Here is a 19,990-nt window from a genome sequence, read left to right on the forward strand (position 1 = left end):
TTCCACCTCGTTTTTCTTTGTCACTCTTTAGGATTAAATCCGTTTTTGTAATTCATACAGGAAGTTTAATGCTTCCATTGGGTTCATTTCAAGCAGATTGGCTTTCTTGATGCTGTCCACCACACCTAATTCAGCAGTCGAAACTTCGTTGAATAAGGACAACTGTTCATTTTCTTCAGCAATCTCACCATTTTTTTGAGCCGGTGTTTCGGCTTCTAAGGCAGATAAAATCGTTGCTGCTCGTGACAATAATTCGGTCGGCATGCCAGCGATTTTTGCTACGTGAATCCCATAGCTTTTATCGGCAGGACCGTCCATTAATTTATGCAAGAAGACGACTTCACCCTTTTGTTCCACCGCGCCGACGTGTACATTTTTTAATTGTGTTAAGCTTTCTTCTAAAACGGTCAACTCATGATAATGCGTGGAGAACAACGTCTTAGCCTTCACATTTTTATGGATGTACTCAATAATCGCTTGTGCTAAAGCCATCCCATCATAGGTCGCCGTTCCACGACCTAGTTCATCAAATAAAATCAGGCTGTCTGGCGTCGCATGCCGCAGTGCTTGATTGGCTTCCATCATTTCCACCATGAAGGTCGATTGACCAGCAATCAAATCATCGCTGGCTCCGATCCGAGTAAAGATTTGATCAAAGATCGGTAGCTGGGCACTTTCCGCTGGAACAAAACAGCCCATTTGTGCCATGATCACCGTCAGCGCCAATTGACGCATGTAGGTACTCTTACCCGACATGTTCGGTCCAGTAATGAGCAACAGCATTTCATCAGGGCTCATATGTACACTGTTTGGGATATATTCTTGATGGCCCAACACTTTTTCCACAACTGGATGACGGCCTTCTTTGATTTGTAAATTATGGGTCCCAACTTCCATCGTTGGCTGGACATATTGATAACGTTCGCTGACTACCGCAAAACTTTGCAAAACATCCGTGGCACTTAAGCTTTTCGCTAATTTTTGCAGGCGGGTAATGGCTTTTTTAACTTCGTTCCGTACACCTAAAAACAACTTGTATTCTAGGGCCACTGATTTTTCTTCTGCTTCTAAAATCAATGTCTCTAATTTTTTTAATTCTGGTGTGATAAAACGTTCCGCATTGGCCAACGTTTGCTTCCGCTCATACTTGCCTTCTTCTAAGTTGGCAAGGTTTGATTTAGTGATTTCGATATAATAACCAAAGACACGATTATAACCGACTTTTAGCGTTTTGATACCCGTTTCTTGACGTTCCCGCGCTTCCAATTCCGCTAGCCAAGTTTTTCCGTTAGTCATCGCTTCACGGTATTGATCTAATTGTTCATCGTAACCATCTTTGATCACATTGCCTTCTGTGATTTGCAATGGGGCTTCATCATTGATTGCTTTTTCGATCAACTCAACTAAATCATCCATCGGCTCCATATCGATTAGAAGATCGTTCCATTCTCCTTGATTGATCCCACTTAGTAATTGGCGAATTTTGGGTACTTGCATCAAAGAGGTTTTCAATTGGATCAGATCCCGGCCGTTGACATTCCCAAAAGCCACGCGACCTGCTAAGCGTTCCAAGTCATAGACTTTCGTCAACGCCTCATTCAAATCCATCCGCTCGAAATATGCGGCCAATAAAGAAGCCACCATTGCTTGGCGAGCAGTGATTTGACGTTTTTGAATCAGCGGACGATCGATCCATTGTTTCAACAAACGGCCACCCATCGCGGTCTTTGTTTCATCTAGCAGCCATAAAAGAGTGCCCTGTTTTTTTCCAGTCCGAATCGAGCGCGTTAATTCTAAATTGGTTTTTGAAAAATAATCCAACTTCAAAAAATGCTCCGGCTGATATTCCTCCGCCTTTTGGATATGACCGAGACTACGCTTTTGCGTTACTGCCAAATAGGTCAACAACTTGCCTGTCGTTTCTTTTTCCAAATCCTCAGTGATATCAGCGGTTAAAAAGCTAAACTCGGCATTATCTTCGATCGTTTCTTGCTTAGAAAAAACCAAACCCAATCGTTCGGCTAGATTCTTTTGTAGGCCTTCAGGAATCTCGCTTCCTAAGACAATCTCTTTCGTTTGCAAAGCGGTGGCTTCATTCATGACCGCTTCTTCATCATGTAATAGTGCGGTCTTTAACTCCCCCGTAGAGAGATCCACGTAAGCAAAGCCAAATTGATCTTTTACTTGAGTGACCGCCGTCAAGAAGTTGTTGGTTTTGGCTTCGATTCCTTTGCCGTCCATTAAGGTTCCCGGCGTAATCAGTTGAACAACTTCTCGCTTAACCATGCCTTTTGCTTGCTTAGGATCTTCCATTTGTTCACAGATCGCGACTTTGTAGCCTTGCTCCACTAACGTATCGATATAGCCTTGAGCAGAATGATGCGGCACGCCACACATAGGGATTGGATCATCCGCATTACGATTACGACTGGTCAATGTCAATTCCAATAGCTGCGAAACCTTGATCGCATCTTCGTTAAACAACTCATAAAAATCGCCTAAACGATAAAATAAAAACGCGTCTTTGTATTGCTCCTTGATCGCCAGATACTGTTCCATCATTGGCGTGTTTTTCGTTTTTTGAGGCATGACTGCTCCTCCTATATACTTTTTATACTTTAGATTATTTATCTTGAACGGATTGTTATCATTTCTTTGGTATTAAGTAGAGTATTACTTTGTTTTAGAATCATCTGCTTCAAGGGTATCATTGACTTCTTTTTGAATCATGTGCGTCAAATGCTGCAACAGGTCATTGGCTTCCACTAATTGATCTCGGTAAGCCGTAACTAGCGGGTGCTGGTCGAATGCCTTCGTCAACCGATCCGCTTCCTTTAAGGCAGCCTTCTCCGCTTCCGGCTTGCCGTAATGGGCATACTGGACCGCAGCTTTTTGCGCTTCCTTGATTTCGTCTTCCAATTGTTTGAGGGTGTCACTTTCTGCTACTCGCTGTTGCACCCGCTGATAGTCAATGATGACATCATTTTTCTTCAGTAATGCGGTTAAATCATTTAAAGCCGCTTCAACGGCGGCTTCTTTCTCCAGATTCATTTCATACCTCTTTATTTTTTATTCTCTAAATGGACGATCCTCATTGATTACGATCGTTTCGATTTTTTTCCCATGGCCATTTTTATCAAGGTCGATTACACATGCAGATAAGATGCCGCGACCTTCTTCAACTACTTCAAAACGGCGAGGCATTGCGGTCATGAATTTTTCGATGATCGGTTCTCTCTTCATTCCTAAAATACCATCATAAGGACCCGTCATGCCGACATCCGTTAAATAAGCCGTCCCTTTCGGTAGGATCCGTGCGTCATTCGTTTGAACATGGGTATGGGTCCCAACGACTGCGGAGGCACGGCCGTCTAAAAACCAGCCCATCGCTTGTTTTTCACTGGTCGTTTCGCCATGAAAATCAACGAAAATATACGGCGTGCGTTTTTCTGCTTCAGCAATCAATTGCTCACCAATTCGGAAAGGATCGTCTAGGTCAGTCATAAAGGAGCGACCTTGCAAATTAATGATCGCCAATTCTAGATCATTCACCTTTACGTATAAATGACCCATTCCCGGTGTTCCCACTGGAAAATTCGCCGGCCGAATCATTTTCTTCGCATCGCCGATAAAATCAAAAATCGCTTGATTGTCCCACGTATGGTTCCCCATAGTAACGACATCAACACCATCTTGTAAAAATTTTTTATAAATTTTTTCTGTGATTCCACGACCCGCTGCGGCATTTTCACCGTTTACGATCGTTAGCTGCGGATGGTATTTCTTTTTTAATCGTGGCAAATAATCACTCAACATCTGCCGACCTAATGAACCAACAACATCCCCGATAAATAGTAAGCGCACTTTTTTTCCCCTTCTCTAGTTAAACATCTTGTCTCATTATAGTTGTTTTTGCTTGAAAATAAAAGATTCCTTCGTTGTCCCATAAAAAAATTTTATCACTCTCACACATCCATCTGTGAAAAACAACTATGCTGTACTGGATGAGCCCTTACTAGATAAAAACGACGGTCTCTATCTTTTCTATTCGACAGCATTCAAAACAAAAAAAGAATCAGGATTTCTCCCGATTCTTTTTAGCTGCGGATTAATGCACCAATTCCATTTGACGCAACGCTTTATAGATGCCGTCGCGGTCATTGGTATCCGTTACGATATTCGCCGCTTCTTTTACGTGAGCAGAGGCATTTCCCATCGCTACACCGGTTCCAGCTAGATTCAGCATTTCAATATCATTGTTGCCATCTCCAAAAGTTATGATGTTTTCCGGCTTGATCCCTACTTTTTTCGCTAGAGCCATGATCGTTTGTGCCTTAGATCCTGGATTTGGAATGATATCCACGCTATGCTCATGCCAGCGAACTAAACGAAATTCTGGAAATGCTTGCGAAAATTCTTCATCCATCGACTGATCATAAAAAGCACAACCTTGATACACTTCATGTTCGGAAAAATAATTTGCGTCATAGCCTGGGGCTTTTTGACCAAAGGATTCCATCGCGTCTAATACTGTCGGTACGTCGAATTTTGTCACGCGCGCAAATGAATCTAACCCGAATAAGGCGATATCCACTTGGCGTTCACTGGCAAAATCAATCATTCGCGTCAATGCTTCACGATCAAGTGTGTGTTTGTAGACTTGTTCGTGATCGAGAAATGCTGCCGAGCCGTTACAAATAATATAATTCGAACAACCTAACTGCTGGATCACGTCGCCCGCCAACAAGCGTGAACGGCCTGTCGCAATAATCACTAGATGCCCAGCTTGACGCAAAGACTTCAAGGCTTTTACGGTGCTGTCCAAAGGTTTTCTTTGACTGCTCAACAAGGTACCATCAATGTCTAGTGCGATTAATTTTCTTTCCAAAATTTATCTCTCCATTTATATGTATTTGTTGTCCGCTTACGGACGAACTACTCGTGAAACTTGCAAATTAAACAACTCTCACTCTATTGATACTGAATACTAGTTTCCTACTGCCAACAGATCATTTTACGAAGTACTCTCTGTTAACCTCTTTATTGTAGAGAAATTTCAGAGAATTTGCAAAAAAAGATTGTCTTTCTTATATTCAATAACTTTGCCTTCGTCGAAAAAAAGTAATCGTTTTTAGTCAGCCCCCAACAATTAACACATTTTTCCCTAAAAGGCAATAGCCACGCTTGACGCAATGATCAGTTATCAGTTATACTGACCTTTGTGTAAAATAATGCAGCAGAAGAATAATAGCCCGTCCCCAGTTCGTTGCCAGTAATTGGTTCAATTGCGTAACCGCGGCTGCGAAGGCGAAGATTGAAGAACGAACTACACGGATATGAATTTTTCAACGGATTATTTTACTCCAAAACAACTTATTGGAGGAATTTTTAATGTCTCGTTATACAGGACCATCATGGAAACAATCTCGTCGTCTTGGTATCTCATTATCAGGAACAGGAAAAGAATTAGCACGTCGTCCATACGCACCAGGTCAACATGGACCAAACAGCCGTGGCAAAAAATCTGAATACGGCTTGCAAATGTCTGAAAAACAAAAATTACGTTTCATCTACGGATTAAACGAACGTCAATTCCGTAACATGTTCGTACGCGCTAGCAAAATCAAAGAAGGTAAACACGGTGTTAACTTCATGATCTTACTAGAACGTCGTTTAGATAACGTGGTTTACCGTCTAGGTTTAGCTTCAACTCGTCGTCAAGCTCGTCAATTAGTAAACCATGGTCACGTAACTGTCGATGGCAAACGCGTTGATATCGCTTCTTACGAAGTAGAAGTTGGCCAAGTAATTGGTATCCGCGAAAAATCTAAAAACATGGTTACTGTTAAAGAAGCAGTTGAATCAGCAGTTGGTCGTCCAGCTTTCGTAAGCTTTGACGCTGAAAAACTTGAAGGTTCATTATCTCGTTTACCAGAACGTGATGAAATCAACCCAGAAATCGACGAATCATTAGTCGTTGAATTCTACAACAAATTAATGTAAGACTTCTTACAGACACTCAAGTCCTTAATTGGTCTTGAGTGTTTTTTTGTATAAAAAGAAAATACCCGCTGCATCAGCGGGCATTTTCTTTATTTCTCTGTCTTCACTTGTCGGTTTTGATAAATTTGTTTACAGACATAGATTGCGATAAATAAAGCGAACATACTCAACAGGCCAAACAGGATTGTCTTTGTATTGCCAGTCAGATTACTACCGACATACGAATAGACGATTGTCGCTGGCAGTTGCCCCAATCCGGTAGCGATTAAAAACGGAAGTGGTTTGATTGCCGTTAGTCCCGCGGCGTAACTAATAAAATCAAAAGAAATGAAGGGCAGCAAGCGACAAATCAAAATGGTGTGGCGACCATATCGATCAAAGTATTCATCAATCGTTTCCAGTGAAAAATTTTTATTCATTTTTTCAATGATTTCTCGTCCGGCGATCCGAGCGATGTAAAAGCATACCAAAGCACCCGCCATTGCGCTGGTCCATGACAACAATGCTCCTTGCCACCAGCCAAAAACCGCAGCATTTGCGAAGGTAATCAAAAAAGCTGGCAAGGGGGCAATGATTGATTGGAACATCATCAATAAGAACGAAATGACGACTGCCCAAACACCAAAGGAGCGCAGATAGCCGATAATACTATCGACGTTCATGGAACGAAATAGCATTAAAATTTGAGTTACCTTTGTTCGAAAGGCTGGTATAAAATAAAAACTCACCCCCGCTAAAAGAATAACTATAATCAAAAAAATTCGTGCGCTTTTCCTTTTGTTCATTTTCCTCATTATTTTTCAACGTCCTCAACTTTGGCCCAACGATAATATGACCCGTCATAATTTTTTACTTGCTTGAAGCCGCACATTTCCATCACCAGCTCCATATACGCTGAACGAATTCCGGCTGTACAATAAGTGACGATCTGATCTTCTTTTGCTAAGCCCGCGTCTTCAAAAAGTTGGGTTAACTTTTCTTTACTCTTTAGTTGACCATTTTTGCCAAATAGATCCGTGTAACGCAGATGGATCGCATCAGGTAAGTGACCACCTTTAGCTTCGCCGTAAAGTACTTCACCTTTGTATTCTTCATCTGATCGAACATCAACTACCTTGTACTCATCATAATTCTTTTTCAATTCCTCTGTTCGAATAAGATGCTCTGAATTAATCGAATCGATCTGAACGTCCACAGATTTTAGTTTTGTACTTTCAAAATCCTTTTTAAGACCCGCTTTTGTCAAAGCAGCAAAGCCCCCATCGACTAGCTTGACATCCTGATACCCAGCTGCCAATAATTCCCAAGCAATCCGTCCATCATCTCCCCAGCCTTTGGCCCCATTTGCAAATAGAATGATTTCTTTATCCTTAGCTATCCCCTTTTCCCCCAAGCGTTTGCTAAGCTCGGCAGGATCCAAGATTAACCCCCAATTTTTATCGCCAGAAGCACCCTCCTCAACTGAGGCGAGGTTTTGCCAGCCAATTGCCGTTGCCCCTTTAATGGTCCCCTTACCGGCTTCTTCTTCGCCTCGGGCGTCGATTAAAATAAGATCATCCAAATTTTTCTTCACATAATCGGCATTCACGATGTATTTCCCCGTAAAAGCCGTACTCTCTTTTTGGGCTGCTTTGCTGGAATCAGCTGCCCCTTCGCTGACACTGCACCCAGTTAATCCTACTGTTACTAATACCAACAAGCCTATCAAAAGTTTTTTCATTTTTTTCTCCATTCATTTATTATTTTTTTCTAGAAACACGCATTGAAGCAAAAAAAAGCACAAAAAAGAAACATACCTCAGATGCTTCCAAATGGCTTCTAAAAGTGAAAATAATCACAAAAATGACTGAAGAAGACCGTTTGGAGGGAAGAATTCTGCATCTGCTTTCTTAGAGACTCTAAGATTGCCTACTACTCATAGTCATCTATGACCTGTCATTCTTCTCTCCTCCTTTCGCTCAAGCTCTTCCTCCAAGTATATAAAACGCTTTCGCTATTTACAATATGATTTTCCTAATCTAATCAATGATTTATTATCCTAATTTTTTATGGTAACTATGTATTAGTACAACTTGAAAAACCGTTCGCAAATTTTTCGTTTACAGACGTTTTTTTAATTGAATCAACGTAACAAGGAAACACTATCTTTTTTGCTGCACTTTTAGCTGGCAACCAGCTAAAGATAAGCCCAATCACCACCGATAGAAAAGACGTGAATCCCCGCAGAAACGCCAATGATTCAGCCGATCATTGTTAAAAAGCTGTGCCGTTTATTTTTACCCATAGCTTTGAAGGCGGTTTTCAATTCTTCACTCAATCGCATGCACAGCACCTTCTTCCAAGATCTGCCCCTCCTTTCACGTGATGATCCGTTGGCATTAAGCCATCGCCTTCTCTCTCAATACGGATACACCTTCATCCTTCGAACGTATAAAGTCTGTTTACTACTCTAGACGGAAGAAGATTTATTTTTTTGTTTACATCTGGTTAACCTTGTACTATACTTTCGTTAACCAATTAAAAATAATATGTTAACGAAAGAGTGAGTTTATGAAATTAAGTAGTCGAGAAATTGTTTTGGCCGGATTATTTGCGGCAGTAATTAGTGTTTTAGCTCAGTTTACTATCCCCTTGGGTCCAATCCCTTTAACCCTTCAGACCTTCGCTGTTGGCATTGTGGTCACCATCTTAGGCAAAAAGACCGGAACGATAGCTGTTGCGATCTATCTATTGATGGGAATGATCGGGTTACCTGTCTTAGCAGGCGGTGCCGCAGGAATCGCTAGTTTTTTCGGACCAACTGGCGGCTTTTTAGTTGGCTTTATTTTCCAAGCTTATTTTACCGGATGGATTTTAGAGAAGTCACAATTTAATTATTTCTGGTCAATCTTAGCCAATGTGATCGGAGCTTTCATTACACTGATCTTCGGTTCCCTTTGGTTGAAATTTAGTGGAAACTTACCGTGGGACACTGCTTTTTCCGCAGGAATGATTCCTTTTATCTTGCCCGGAGTGATCAAAGCTTTTGCCGCAGGTTATCTTGGCATATTGCTTGGACGCAGATTACCTTTTACAAATTATGTGTACCGTTAAATTCCCAGCAATGGGAATTTTTTTCTTGACTTCTTGATCAGGTGCTCTTGTTTTATTTTCGATACGAACACCCAATTAATTATGAAAGAAGCGAGACTTATGACAAAAGTTCTATTTTTAAATGTAACTACTCAGGGACATGTAAACCCATCCTTAGGTTTAGTAAACGAATGAAGCACTCGAGGTGTAGAAATCGTTTATTTTTCTAGCGAAGAATTCCGTGAGAAAATCGAAGAAGCCGGGACCTCTTATCGTCCCTATCAATATGATCTGACTCTTTTCAAGAATGGCTTTAACGTTTTGTTGGATCATGGGTTGGATCTGATCCAAGATATTCTGCAACAGATGGAGGATGAGACCTTTGATTATGTGATCCATTCCATCGCAATGCCTTTTAGCAAACAAATCGCAGAATACTTGATGCTTCCTGCTGTCTCCATGCTGGCGGCTATAAAAAAGCAGTGGATGCCATTCAGAAATATGCGGAATAAAATAAATACAGGGCCATTTTTTGCGGCCCTGTATTTATTATTTTAGTTTTCCACTTGTGCAAAACTTGCTTGTTTAACCATTTGGTAGATTGGTACTAATTGTTTATACGTATCCACCATATAGGTTTGGGCGGCTTCAGGATCTCGCCATAAAGGATCATCTTTTTTGATGATTCTTCCAACTTGAAACTCGCCCTTTTTCACATCTCGGAACCGTTTCAATAGCTTTTCTATATTTTCTGGTGACAGCTCTGTGAGGTTTGGCTTCGTATGATCGCCAGACAAAACAAAATCTGGTGACAACGCAGTAAATAGTTGTTGATTATCCAATAGACTCTGGGCGATTGCTTCTTCATTTTTTGGCTGATCAATGCAGGACAGCCACATGAAAACATAGTCTGGCCAAATCCCTAATTGAAAATGTGGTTCCATCTTATAGCCACGTTTTTGTCGGCTTAACGCCGACCACGTATTTTCAGGGGGATTCGTTGTTCGGCGGCGATGCTGCGCGATGTGAATAACTAGTTTTTCATCTAACAGTGGTTCTAAAAACTGTTGAAAAACTTCATTGAGTTGTTGAAAGGTCGGTTGGATCTCTTTTCGGATCTCCACCATTCGCTGATCTAATCCAGCTATTTCAAAGACTTTAAAACTTTCTTCAGTAAACAATAATACAGCCTCCTCGTTGTCAATAATCGCTCATCGTCAGTATATCAGCTAACGAAGCAAACAACTATTCGAAAAGTTCACAAAAAAAGTTGCAAACTTTTTTATTTTTAAAGAAATTATTTCCCTCTCTTTGTTAAATCAAGTATATTATAGGTAGTAATTTAGTTAGTAAGGAATCAGAAATTTATTTCTGAGGAGGGTGAAACAAATGATTTCAGACGCTATTGGGTTCGAAAAAAAATTTCGTTTAAAAGAAGAGAAAAAATTTGAACACTACAAAATCATGCTTCCAAAGCTACGGGAAAATGATTTAATGATAAAAATCGCTGCTATTTCTATCAGTACACTAGACACACAAATCAGGCAGCACATCAAAGGACCAAAAAAACCATATATCCTTGGCTTTGGTGGGGTAGGCATCATTACCCGCATGGGCAGCAATCACCCCCATTTGAATGTCGGTGATCGTGTACTGTATGTGAACAAGGTAGGGAAATACGGAAGCTACAGTAATTTTCAGATCGTCGATGGGCGTTCTGTCGTAAAATTACCTGACTCGTTTCCCACAGATGAAGCCGCTGCGTTTTCTTATAGTTTTTTCCTAGCCTTTGAGGTACTATTCAGACAACTGAAATTAACCCCTAAGCCTGGAAAAAATCAGGGAAATTTATTAATTTTAAATACTTCTGATGGACTAGGAGCGACGATCATCCAGCTGGCAAAATGGGCGGGGTTGAACGTTGCTGCTACTATCGACAAAAATAATTCTGAGATCTGGATCAAGAATATGGGGGCCGACACCGTCTTTTCTCAATCCACCAATCTTTCGCAAGAATTGACCGCAGCAGAGCTGACACCGATAAATTATGTCATCAACCTTGATACAGAAAAGGAAAAAGGCTTTGATCAGTTAGGAGAATTTAAAGACTCCGCCAAGATTTTATTGCTGCATTTCGTGAAAAGAAAATACAAAGACCTCGACCCTGATTTTCAAAATTTTTATTGCGAAGAATTTTTGGATACGACCTTCTCCAGTGATGAAGGCATCAAGTATTCCCATGAAATTATGGAGCTTCTAGTTTATATGTGGGAAAAGAAACTGCTGCGATCAATTCTGACCGCGCAATTAAATGGGTTCTCCGATAAAAATTTCTACGGTGCCCACAAATTAATTGAAAACAATCCCAACTTCCGCCATCTTGTCTTAGTGAATGAATAAAACCTCGTTTTCCAAAACGAGATTTTTTTTGCTGGTTTTTAGAGTATCCAATCGAACGAGCCTTGCTTTCATTCCCGTTAGTCTCATCAATTCTCAACAATTTTTTTGTTTTAACTGCTAAAACGCTTTTTATTTACATTAAAATTCGGAAATTTTCTGTTTTTTGGAGTTAACATTTGCTAATTCAACGAAATGGTATTAAGATATAGACTGAAATTTTCATTTATATTTTCATTTCAAAAATTAGGAGGTTTTTATGGATTATTCACTGACTACTCGCTTAGCGGCTGAGTTTTTAGGGACTGCTCTGTTGGTTATGTTAGGAAACGGTGCGGTTGCTAATGTTGATTTGAAAGGAACAAAAGGTTACGGTAGTGACTGGATGTTGATTGCTGTGGGTTATGGATGTGGGGTTATGATTCCTGCAATGATGTTTGGTGGTATTAGCGGTAACCACATCAACCCAGCGTTTACGATTGGTTTAGCAGTTAGTGGCATGTTCTCTTGGTCTGAAGTTCTTCCTTACATCGGCGTTCAAATTATTGGCGCGATGGTAGGTCAATTGATTGTTGTTGCGTGTTACAAACCTTACTACGATCAAACAGAAGATACCTTACATGTTTTAGGAACATTTTCTACGATCAACAGTGTAGGTTCTAAATTTAACGGATTCGTGAATGAGTTCTTTGGTTCATTCATTTTATTCTTAGGGGCTTTAGGAATCACCAAAGCGCCTTTCTTCCAAAATAATTTAGGAACGGCTCACTTAGCGTTAGGTTTCTTAGTATGGACATTGGTTGCTTCCTTTGGTGGACCAACCGGACCAGGATTAAATCCAGCTCGTGATTTAGGTCCGCGTATTATGCATGCATTATTACCATTGAAACACAAAGGCGATTCACAATGGAGTTATTCTTGGGTGCCCGTATGTGCGCCAATCTTAGCTTCTATCGTTGCCGTTGCTTTATATAAATTCTTATTTATCTAAGAAAGAATGAGGTAGACGTAGCTTCTATCTCATTGGCTACTTGTAAAACCAGATCGCTGACATCTTATTGTCAGTGACCTGGTTTTTTTATTTTTCCATTTTCATTGGTATTCTGCATTGGCATCCTACTCGCTCTTTTTCCAGATCAATTATCCACGGATCGTAAAACGATTCTCTCTCTTACGCTTCTTTTATACTTGATTGGCTTAATTCTGAGACTGCGAGTTCTTCAGATGTATGGTTTGAGCGACTTATTGAATGGTCGCCAGCGAGTCCATGCAATCAGACGGTTGTTGGCGATTACTCATCGTATACTCTCCAAAGAAACGTTGTTAAAATCACCGAACTCGCAGGTTAGTACTCCAGCAACTCCTTCTCTCGGTAGTCTCAATAAAAAACAAAAAACCGTGTTTGGAATAAATTCCAAACACGGTTCTCCCAGTATCAAATAAAATTTGATAGAAAGGTTCTTCGTCCACTAAGCTTCTTTCCGACACGCCTGAAATCCGACAGGTGACATACGTCTTGTGCCTCTGGATCGAAGGATCATAAATTACAGATCCGCTCGACTCGTCGCATGAGACACACTATAGCACATCAACAAGGCTTTTACCAATTATTTTTTGTTTTGCTGATAGATCGCTTCAGTGATCGCCACCGTCTGTAGTGTCAACGCCTTTGTTACCACGGGACTTTGTAGCAATCCTTGCTCTAAACACTCATTGACATGTTCCACTTCAAAAACAAACTCACTCGCTTGCTGACTGTGTAGTTTTTCCGTTTCTCCATCTTCATATTGAACTTCTGCATGGTCTGTCTTCCAAAAATTCGGTATTACGATCTTACCTTTTTCACCATAAACAATCATTTGTTTCGTTAAATCCAATTCCACCGTTAGAAAAATCGTACCGATTACGCCATCAGGAAATCCCAAGGTTACTTGTGCTTGCGCGTCAGATTGTCCTTCTGGAAAATATAAGGTTCCCTGTGCGTTTGGCACAGTATCTAGCAAGTGCTGCATGTATTCTAATGGATAGGTCCCCGCTCCTCGTAAAACACCGCCACCAGCACTCAAGTCACGAAACCACGAGATGTGATCGATATTTGGATAAGCAGTGACTGAGTCCAGCCAGCGGACTGCTCCGATTTTTCCTTGTCGGATCACTGCTTTTACTTGTTGGGTGATCGGCAAAAACAAGGCCTTTTGCGCTTCCATCAAAAATAGCTGACGCTCCTCGGCTAAGGCAAAAAGTTCTTCCGCTTGTGCCAAGGTCATCGTAAAGGGTTTTTCTAACAGCACATGCTTATTATTCATTAACGCCAGCTTAGCCGCTTCATAGTGGCCCTTATTGTAGACCGCAATATATACGATATCTACTTCAGTACTTTGGCACAAGTCTTCATAACTGCCAAACGCATTAGGGATAGTTAATTCTTCCGCCATTTTTTGCGCTTTCTCCAGGCCGCGAGAGGCGATCGCCGTTACGACCCCGTCTTTGCTTTCTTTCACTCCTGCTACAAAACGGGGAACGACCTGGGCCGTACTTAAAATACCATAACAAATCATTTCATTTCCTCCTAAATAAAAAGCCCTCATCACTTTCTTGATTAGTGAATCAATCAGAAACAGTCTGAGGCGCTTGTTTTAATTAAAATCGTGCCAAGGTCTTGTCTAATACGAAAAGACATACATAACCATACGAAGCCACCGACCATAGTTTGAAGACCATAATGATCTGAACATATTCTTTGAAAGATAAATCCGTCATCCCAGCTACCAGACAAGTCAAATCATCTGGCAAAAATGGGAAAATAAAGCAAACGATCAATAATCGCTTAATATCTTGGGTATGGGTTTGTAGAGTGTTCTCAAATTTATCAAAATTTTTCTCTGACAACACCAGCCGGGCAAAACGCGGCCCGAAGCGTCGAACCAATAAAAATAAACCAATCTCACCAATTACTAAACCGATGTAGCTATATAGAATGCCGGGTATATTCCCGAACATCAACATCCCCACAATCGTCGCAAATCCGCCAGGCAAAAAAGGAATGACCGGCTGGATCGCCTGAACGATCACGAAAGCAAAAATAGCAAAGCTGCCAAAGCTCTTAATAAAATGCTGCAAATCAGACACAGAGCTGAACATGCCCGAATGACGGATATAAATCAAAATAAAAACAAACGTCGCTAAGCCGATAACCGGCAAGACTTGAATCATCTTTTGGTGCCACGACGGTTCATGTTTCGTTTTTTGCTCCATCCTTTCCCTCCTAACCGGTTAGTTGAGTTACTATTGATAAAATTCTCCGATCTGATCTATATATGGCAATGATTCTCTCAAAGGATATACAACAAAATCGTGCATCATGCCTTCGACGATTTCTAAACGCATCGTGGTCCCCTGACTGCGCTTGATTCGTTCCTGCAGTCGCAAAACATCGGGATACAAAATTTCATCCGTTCCCGCCACAACGAATAATTCTCCAAGGTCATCAAAGCTGCCGTAGATCGGCGAAACCATCGGATCCGTCAAAGACAATTCCCCCGCGTAATTTTCGCCGGCCTCAGCCAAGAGATCTTTTTCTAATAGTACATCTTTTTCTTGAAGTTCTTGTGAACGGGGATCACTTAGTGACGCATCCAGCCACGGAGAGGCTAGCGCGATTTTTTTGGGCCGCTTCGGCAAATCAATATTTCTCAGATGCTGCGCTAAACTCATCGCTAAGCCGCCACCTGCTGAGTCCCCGAATAAACGAAACTCGTCGTCAGGATAAAGGTAAGCCAATTGTTGAAAGGCTTTCTCCGTTAAAGGGACCGTTTTTTCCGCCGTATTTTCCGGCGCCAAAGGATAATCAAAATAACTTACTTTTAAATTATAACGCTTCACAAAACGTTCTTGTATTTCTTTATGAAAAGGAGAGGCTTCTAAGGCATAGCCGCCACCATGAAGATAAAACACATGATACTTGGTGGGCTGCGCAGGAAATAACGTAATCAGCTGATGCCCAGCGATCTCAGCTATTTTTTGCGGAATATCCGTTTGAGAAAGCTGACGACTGATTAAGCGGCGTCGCTTAGGAGGATCCACCATCGTCGCCCCTACTAGTTTTTTCATGTTGATTACTTTAAAGACATTTTTTACAAATTTTGCTGAATAACGCATCGCCATCTCCTTGTGCACGTTCATCTCAAATTGGGTGCTGAAAAACCAAGTTTATTTTTTTATTCCGAATTCTTCCATTAAATAGAGTTTACAGGAATTTACCCATTTTTTCATTTTTTATGCAACGGTTCTTCCAAATCCTCCTTGCAAAAAAATCCAAAAAACCGTACTAATAATTGCAGTAGCGAGGACTGATTTTATTATGATCTTAACTAAACGAACACACCTTTTCATGCTACAATAGACAGGTGAATCATCGTAGTCTGCTTCTTAAGCATAACGGAATCTGAAGGAGGTGTCCACAATCACAAAACCAAATCGTGAATATCTGTATGACAATATTCGCGGCATTTTGATTCTACTTGTCGTCTTAGGACACGCCCTGGAATACTTTCGTTTAGATAACAAGGTGGGTGAATTTATGTATGTTTTCATCTATCTGTTTCATATGCCGGTATTTATTTTTATTTCCGGCTACTTCTCGAAAAATTTAGCTAAAGGCCGAGCCACCGCAGTCGAGACTTTCCTCGTACCGTACTTGCTCTTGAATTTAGTCCTGTCCCTCATCATGTTGGCGATTGGAAAAATCGATGAATTTATGATTCTGAGTCCAGGTTGGACCCTTTGGTACTTATATTGTATGTTTATCTGGCGTTTACTACTACCAGACCTAGTGAAAGTTCGGCGAATCTTAATTATAAGTTTCATTATTGGTATTTTTTCCGGTTTTCTAAGCGAGTTTGGGACATACATGGCGATGGCACGAACCTTAGGCTTCTTGCCTTATTTTTTAGCCGGTTATTTTATGGATCGGACGTTGCTGGAAAAAATTCACCGTTTACGTTGGCGTAAATTTTTCAGTATCGGAATTATTTTAGCCGGATTGGGAATTGCTTATTTTTGGGTCCAGACAGATTTACCAGCCGAGATCTTGTGGCGGGATCGTTCCTTCTTATTATTCAAATTGCCGTTGTATCAAAACATTTTAAATAGTGTTCTTTTGTACTTGGTGGGCTTCGCCTTTGTTTTTGTCTTTATTAGTTTGGCAGCGCCTAAACCGCACTTCTTTACTTCGTGGGGCCAAAAAACGCTGGCGATCTACTTACTGCATGTGTATTTAGTCGCTCCTTTAGTGCAACTAACCCAAGCTGTAAACAATCCCCTGCTACATCTGATATTATTAGTCGCCGGGACTTTCTTGATCTTGTATCTATTGTCTCGACCAAAAGTCACACTGACCTTGCAAAAAACACTCTCTCGAATTTTACATTTTATTATGCCAAATGGCTGAGACTACTTGTCCCAGCCATTTTTCTTTTTATTCAAACTGTTTTAGTCAAAACTACTTTCAGTTAAACAAGCTATATAGATTGCTTTAACCGCCGCTTCATCCAACGGGACAAAAGCATCGGTTTTGATCGTGCTGTGCGCCACCGCTTGCTTCGCCATCTCATCAAATTTTTCTTCTTCGATACCAACTTCTGGCAAGGTCATAGGAATCCCGCAAGCCTTGAAATAGTCGTATAATTTTTGAATCCCCATGCGGGCCGCCATCATTGGAACACGTTCCTCCACGCCCCAGACGTTCCAAGCAAAGCTGGCAAACTTATCCACTGTTTCATCATTCAAGGCATATTCCATCCAACGAGGCGTCAAAATCGCTAAGCCGACGCCATGGGTGATATCATAAAAGGCACTCAATTCATGCTCCATCGGATGACACGACCAAGCGCCGGGTTTACCATTACCAGTCAAGCCGTTCAACGCTAACGTGCTAGCCCACATCAAGTTCGCCCGGGCATCGTAATCTTCAGGATATTTCAAAGCGATCGGACAATTTTTAATGACCGAACGCATTAAACCTTCAGAAACAGAATCTTGAACGTCGGTTCCTTCTGTCCGTTTGAAATAATTTTCAATCAAATGACTCATAATATCTGCTGAGCCCGCCGCTGTTTGATACTGATTAACACTGAATGTATTTTGCGGATCTAAGAAAGAAACTTTTGGCAACATTGCTTTACTACCGGTACCTAGCTTTTGATGAGTGGCAAGGTTTGAGATCACGGCTCCGCTGTTCATTTCACTCCCGGTCGCCGCTAAAGTCAAAATCGTCACTAACGGCAACGCGCCGCCTGTATATTTCCGACGTTGCAACACAAGATCCCACGCATCGCCGTCAAATTTTGTCGCCGCTGCAACTACTTTGGCACAATCAATCGTTGACCCGCCGCCGACAGCAAGGACCACATCGACCTTTTCTTTACGACAAATTTCTGCCCCGCGGCGAACCGTTTCCACTCGTGGGTTTGGCTCGACACCGGCTAATTCAAAGACTTCGTTGCCGTTGTCTTTTAGTTGCTCCATTACTTTATCGTACAAGCCAATTTTTTTGATACTGCCGCCACCATAGACGATTAAAACCTTTTTCCCAAATTGATTCAAGACTTCTGGTAATTCTGTTAAGCGGTCTTTTCCAAAACGAATATCCGTCGTTACATGAAAATCAAAATTCTCCATTGCTATTTTCCTCCTCAATTTACTCTATCTATTTATCATAAGTCAAAGTTTTTCAGAATGAAACTAACTTCCCTTTTCTCTACTAAAATTGCTCACAAAAAAATCCGTGATCTGATCCATCGTCGTAACCTTTACAAAGTGCCGCTCTTGTGCACTGATGAAGGTCATATTAGCTTGCGGATTGGCCTGAATAAATTCTGCCGTATGTGCATAAGGAATTTTTTCATCCTCTGTTCCATGCCAGAAAAATAATGGGCGACCAGCCACTTTTTTCGGTGCTAACGATAAATCATACTCGTTAAGCCACGAAGTCAACTGTCTATAATCCGGAGGTAAATAAAAACCTAGCTCACTGGCATGTTGTTTGATTCGTTCCCGATATTTGATCGGTGCCGGCGAACCCATCACACACGCAGCCACATCAATCTCCGGATGTTGCGTCAGCAGCATGCACGTCGTGATCCCCCCCATTGAGATACCGCCGACTCCAATTTTGCCCATCACCAAGCCAAGATTTTCAAAATAATCTACCAAGAAACCAAACTCATAGAGATTCGTTTGGATACTGTCCCAAAAAGTCAACGAAGGAATCTCCGAAGTTTTTGTTTTACGCTCCCCATGATTCGCTGCATCCGGCAATAACACGCGAAAATTCTGCGCGGCTAATTTCCGACCTTGAGTCAGCACCAACTCTTTGGACGTCTGCCAGCCATGATAATAAATAATCAATGGCAACGGCTCATAAACTTTGTCCTCTGCGACAACTTCCAGTAAGGGAATATTGCCAATCAAACGCTTCCGAATTTTTATTTTCATCATCAACCTCCCAATAAAATACAGCATAACCAATCATCCCTATTCTAGCATGAAAGCCCGATTTAAATCTTTGATGAGCAAAATCTAGATAAAGGGCCATAAAAAAGCATTAAGGACCTGAAAAGGCCTTAATGCTTTTTAAGAGTAACTGAATCAGACTATTTATTTCTATAGCGTCGATAACCGACGATTACGATTGTAGCTAAAATTAAAATTCCTAAAATAATCATGCTATAGTTTTTAACATCATTTGTTTGCGGCAACCTTCTTGCTTCCTTAGCATTGTTTGTTGCAGAGTTCACTGGTTTTGTTGAATGGTTCGAATGTTTAGATTGCGGTTTATTCGTTGGCTTTTTGGGCTTTTCAGGTATTAGTTGATTGATGAATTTACCTAATTCAACGGTTTCAGGTGTATCTTCTGCCTGAGATTGGATAACAAATTTTTTCACTTCGTTACTTAATTGATACCCTTTTGGTGCTTGTGTTTCAACAAATTGGTAGTTGCCAGGTGCTAAATCAGTAGCTAGAACGACTCCAGTCTTGCTACTACTTAAATTCTTTTGGACACCTGCTTTTAATACTTTACCCTGATCATCTAATTGATCCACCCGGAAAACCGCCCCAGCTAAATGATTACCTTGTTTATCTTGCTTGATTAGTTGTGCACTTCCTTGGTAATTAACAAAGTTATCACTTGCTACTACAACTGCTGGTTTATCCTTAGATTCGGTTTTTATTGTAAATGAAACTTTTTTATTATTAAGAATGTATCCTCTCGGTGCTTTTGTTTCGACAAATTGGTAGTTGCCCGGTGCCAAATCTTCTACCTCTACAACGCCCTCTTTATTCGAAACAAGCTTTTCTTGAATCGTCTGATTGTTCTCATCGATCACTTTAAACTCAGCACCTGCTAAAGCATTCCCTTTAGCATCCTGTTTGATTAATTTCGCGCTTCCTTGGTAGTTGATAAACTGATCACTAGCTACCACAACTGCAGGTTGGCCTTTTGATTCAGCTTCAATGA

19 protein-coding genes are annotated in these 19,990 nt (G+C 41.1%); 6 read left to right on the plus strand and 13 right to left on the minus strand.

Annotation, left to right across the window (positions count from 1 at the left end):
* Positions 1–33: 33 nt before the first annotated feature.
* From mutS to FFM67_RS09815, 4 genes are all read right to left on the minus strand, one after another.
* Positions 34–2,589 (minus strand): DNA mismatch repair protein MutS, encoded by a 2,556-nt coding sequence (gene mutS, locus FFM67_RS09800; protein ID WP_137614385.1) that lies wholly within the window; start codon positions 2,587–2,589, stop codon positions 34–36.
* Positions 2,590–2,673: 84 nt separating this feature from the next.
* A complete protein-coding gene (locus tag FFM67_RS09805; protein ID WP_137614386.1) occupies positions 2,674–3,051 on the minus strand; it encodes a YlbF family regulator in 378 nt (125 codons plus the stop codon).
* An 18-nt stretch (positions 3,052–3,069) separates the two neighbouring features.
* Complete coding sequence (locus tag FFM67_RS09810; protein ID WP_137614387.1) at positions 3,070–3,864, minus strand: TIGR00282 family metallophosphoesterase; 795 nt, start codon at positions 3,862–3,864, stop codon at positions 3,070–3,072.
* A 244-nt stretch (positions 3,865–4,108) separates the two neighbouring features.
* Entirely contained in the window at positions 4,109–4,888 is a 780-nt protein-coding gene (locus FFM67_RS09815) for a Cof-type HAD-IIB family hydrolase (protein WP_137614388.1), read from the minus strand.
* Between the two features lie 503 nt (positions 4,889–5,391).
* Here FFM67_RS09815 and rpsD point away from each other — a divergent pair.
* Positions 5,392–6,003, plus strand: coding sequence for a 30S ribosomal protein S4 (gene rpsD, locus FFM67_RS09820; protein ID WP_010741146.1), 612 nt, complete (start codon positions 5,392–5,394; stop codon positions 6,001–6,003).
* A gap of 89 nt (positions 6,004–6,092) precedes the next feature.
* Here rpsD and FFM67_RS09825 read toward each other — a convergent pair whose 3' ends face one another.
* Together FFM67_RS09825 and FFM67_RS09830 are read right to left on the minus strand one after the other, a co-directional pair.
* A complete protein-coding gene (locus tag FFM67_RS09825) occupies positions 6,093–6,797 on the minus strand; it encodes a TVP38/TMEM64 family protein (protein ID WP_137614389.1) in 705 nt (234 codons plus the stop codon).
* Positions 6,797–7,723 carry a rhodanese-like domain-containing protein gene (locus FFM67_RS09830; RefSeq protein ID WP_137614390.1) on the minus strand — a complete coding sequence of 309 codons (927 nt, stop codon included), beginning with the start codon at positions 7,721–7,723 and terminating at the stop codon, positions 6,797–6,799. The genes FFM67_RS09825 and FFM67_RS09830 overlap by 1 nt, the downstream gene beginning before the upstream one ends.
* An 830-nt stretch (positions 7,724–8,553) precedes the next feature.
* Between FFM67_RS09830 and FFM67_RS09835 the strand changes: the two genes are divergently transcribed.
* Together FFM67_RS09835 and FFM67_RS12450 are read left to right on the plus strand one after the other, a co-directional pair.
* Positions 8,554–9,096, plus strand: coding sequence for a biotin transporter BioY (locus tag FFM67_RS09835; RefSeq protein ID WP_137614391.1), 543 nt, complete (start codon positions 8,554–8,556; stop codon positions 9,094–9,096).
* Between the two features lie 315 nt (positions 9,097–9,411).
* Positions 9,412–9,633 (plus strand): hypothetical protein, encoded by a 222-nt coding sequence (locus FFM67_RS12450; RefSeq protein ID WP_246042973.1) that lies wholly within the window; start codon positions 9,412–9,414, stop codon positions 9,631–9,633.
* On the opposite strand, the gene FFM67_RS09845 is transcribed toward FFM67_RS12450, so the two are convergent.
* Positions 9,630–10,256 (minus strand): DUF1054 domain-containing protein, encoded by a 627-nt coding sequence (locus tag FFM67_RS09845; protein ID WP_137614392.1) that lies wholly within the window; start codon positions 10,254–10,256, stop codon positions 9,630–9,632. The genes FFM67_RS12450 and FFM67_RS09845 overlap by 4 nt on opposite strands.
* Positions 10,257–10,464: 208 nt before the next feature.
* Between FFM67_RS09845 and FFM67_RS09850 the strand changes: the two genes are divergently transcribed.
* Positions 10,465–11,475, plus strand: a complete 1,011-nt coding sequence (locus FFM67_RS09850) for an alcohol dehydrogenase catalytic domain-containing protein (RefSeq protein WP_137614393.1) — start codon at positions 10,465–10,467, stop codon at positions 11,473–11,475.
* 256 nt (positions 11,476–11,731) lie between these two features.
* Complete coding sequence (locus FFM67_RS09855) at positions 11,732–12,463, plus strand: MIP/aquaporin family protein (RefSeq protein ID WP_137614394.1); 732 nt, start codon at positions 11,732–11,734, stop codon at positions 12,461–12,463.
* Positions 12,464–13,079: 616 nt separating this feature from the next.
* On the opposite strand, the gene FFM67_RS09860 is transcribed toward FFM67_RS09855, so the two are convergent.
* The 3 genes from FFM67_RS09860 to FFM67_RS09870 form a co-directional block, all read right to left on the minus strand.
* Positions 13,080–14,030 (minus strand): Gfo/Idh/MocA family protein, encoded by a 951-nt coding sequence (locus FFM67_RS09860; RefSeq protein ID WP_137614395.1) that lies wholly within the window; start codon positions 14,028–14,030, stop codon positions 13,080–13,082.
* Positions 14,031–14,112: 82 nt separating this feature from the next.
* Positions 14,113–14,727, minus strand: a complete 615-nt coding sequence (locus tag FFM67_RS09865) for a TVP38/TMEM64 family protein (protein WP_137614396.1) — start codon at positions 14,725–14,727, stop codon at positions 14,113–14,115.
* A 30-nt stretch (positions 14,728–14,757) separates the two neighbouring features.
* Positions 14,758–15,630 (minus strand): alpha/beta hydrolase fold domain-containing protein, encoded by an 873-nt coding sequence (locus FFM67_RS09870; RefSeq protein ID WP_137614397.1) that lies wholly within the window; start codon positions 15,628–15,630, stop codon positions 14,758–14,760.
* A 295-nt stretch (positions 15,631–15,925) separates the two neighbouring features.
* Between FFM67_RS09870 and FFM67_RS09875 the strand changes: the two genes are divergently transcribed.
* The gene (locus FFM67_RS09875) at positions 15,926–16,921 is read left to right on the plus strand and encodes an acyltransferase family protein (RefSeq protein ID WP_137614398.1); all 996 of its coding nucleotides are present in this window, start codon (positions 15,926–15,928) and stop codon (positions 16,919–16,921) included.
* A 41-nt stretch (positions 16,922–16,962) separates the two neighbouring features.
* On the opposite strand, the gene FFM67_RS09880 is transcribed toward FFM67_RS09875, so the two are convergent.
* From FFM67_RS09880 to FFM67_RS09890, 3 genes are all read right to left on the minus strand, one after another.
* Entirely contained in the window at positions 16,963–18,150 is a 1,188-nt protein-coding gene (locus FFM67_RS09880; RefSeq protein ID WP_137614399.1) for an iron-containing alcohol dehydrogenase, read from the minus strand.
* A gap of 63 nt (positions 18,151–18,213) precedes the next feature.
* Positions 18,214–18,966: an alpha/beta fold hydrolase gene (locus FFM67_RS09885; RefSeq protein ID WP_137614400.1), complete on the minus strand. Its 753-nt coding sequence runs from the start codon at positions 18,964–18,966 to the stop codon at positions 18,214–18,216.
* A gap of 158 nt (positions 18,967–19,124) precedes the next feature.
* On the minus strand, positions 19,125–19,990 hold an 866-nt coding region (locus FFM67_RS09890), incomplete at its 5' end, for a SpaA isopeptide-forming pilin-related protein (protein ID WP_170178021.1).

Source organism: Enterococcus viikkiensis, from assembly GCF_005405345.1.
GTDB lineage: Bacteria > Bacillota > Bacilli > Lactobacillales > Enterococcaceae > Enterococcus_A > Enterococcus_A viikkiensis.

Coding starts and splice junctions, on each gene's coding strand:
- FFM67_RS09805 (WP_137614386.1), bottom strand. CDS start 3,051: ATGAATCTGGAGAAAGAAGCCGCCGTTGAAGCGGCTTTAAATGATTTA.
- FFM67_RS09880 (WP_137614399.1), bottom strand. CDS start 18,150: ATGGAGAATTTTGATTTTCATGTAACGACGGATATTCGTTTTGGAAAA.
- rpsD (WP_010741146.1), top strand. CDS start 5,392: ATGTCTCGTTATACAGGACCATCATGGAAACAATCTCGTCGTCTTGGT.
- FFM67_RS09855 (WP_137614394.1), top strand. CDS start 11,732: ATGGATTATTCACTGACTACTCGCTTAGCGGCTGAGTTTTTAGGGACT.
- FFM67_RS09870 (WP_137614397.1), bottom strand. CDS start 15,630: ATGCGTTATTCAGCAAAATTTGTAAAAAATGTCTTTAAAGTAATCAAC.
- FFM67_RS09830 (WP_137614390.1), bottom strand. CDS start 7,723: ATGAAAAAACTTTTGATAGGCTTGTTGGTATTAGTAACAGTAGGATTA.
- FFM67_RS09860 (WP_137614395.1), bottom strand. CDS start 14,030: ATGATTTGTTATGGTATTTTAAGTACGGCCCAGGTCGTTCCCCGTTTT.
- FFM67_RS09825 (WP_137614389.1), bottom strand. CDS start 6,797: ATGAGGAAAATGAACAAAAGGAAAAGCGCACGAATTTTTTTGATTATA.
- FFM67_RS09850 (WP_137614393.1), top strand. CDS start 10,465: ATGATTTCAGACGCTATTGGGTTCGAAAAAAAATTTCGTTTAAAAGAA.
- mutS (WP_137614385.1), bottom strand. CDS start 2,589: ATGCCTCAAAAAACGAAAAACACGCCAATGATGGAACAGTATCTGGCG.
- FFM67_RS09835 (WP_137614391.1), top strand. CDS start 8,554: ATGAAATTAAGTAGTCGAGAAATTGTTTTGGCCGGATTATTTGCGGCA.
- FFM67_RS09885 (WP_137614400.1), bottom strand. CDS start 18,966: ATGAAAATAAAAATTCGGAAGCGTTTGATTGGCAATATTCCCTTACTG.
- FFM67_RS09865 (WP_137614396.1), bottom strand. CDS start 14,727: ATGGAGCAAAAAACGAAACATGAACCGTCGTGGCACCAAAAGATGATT.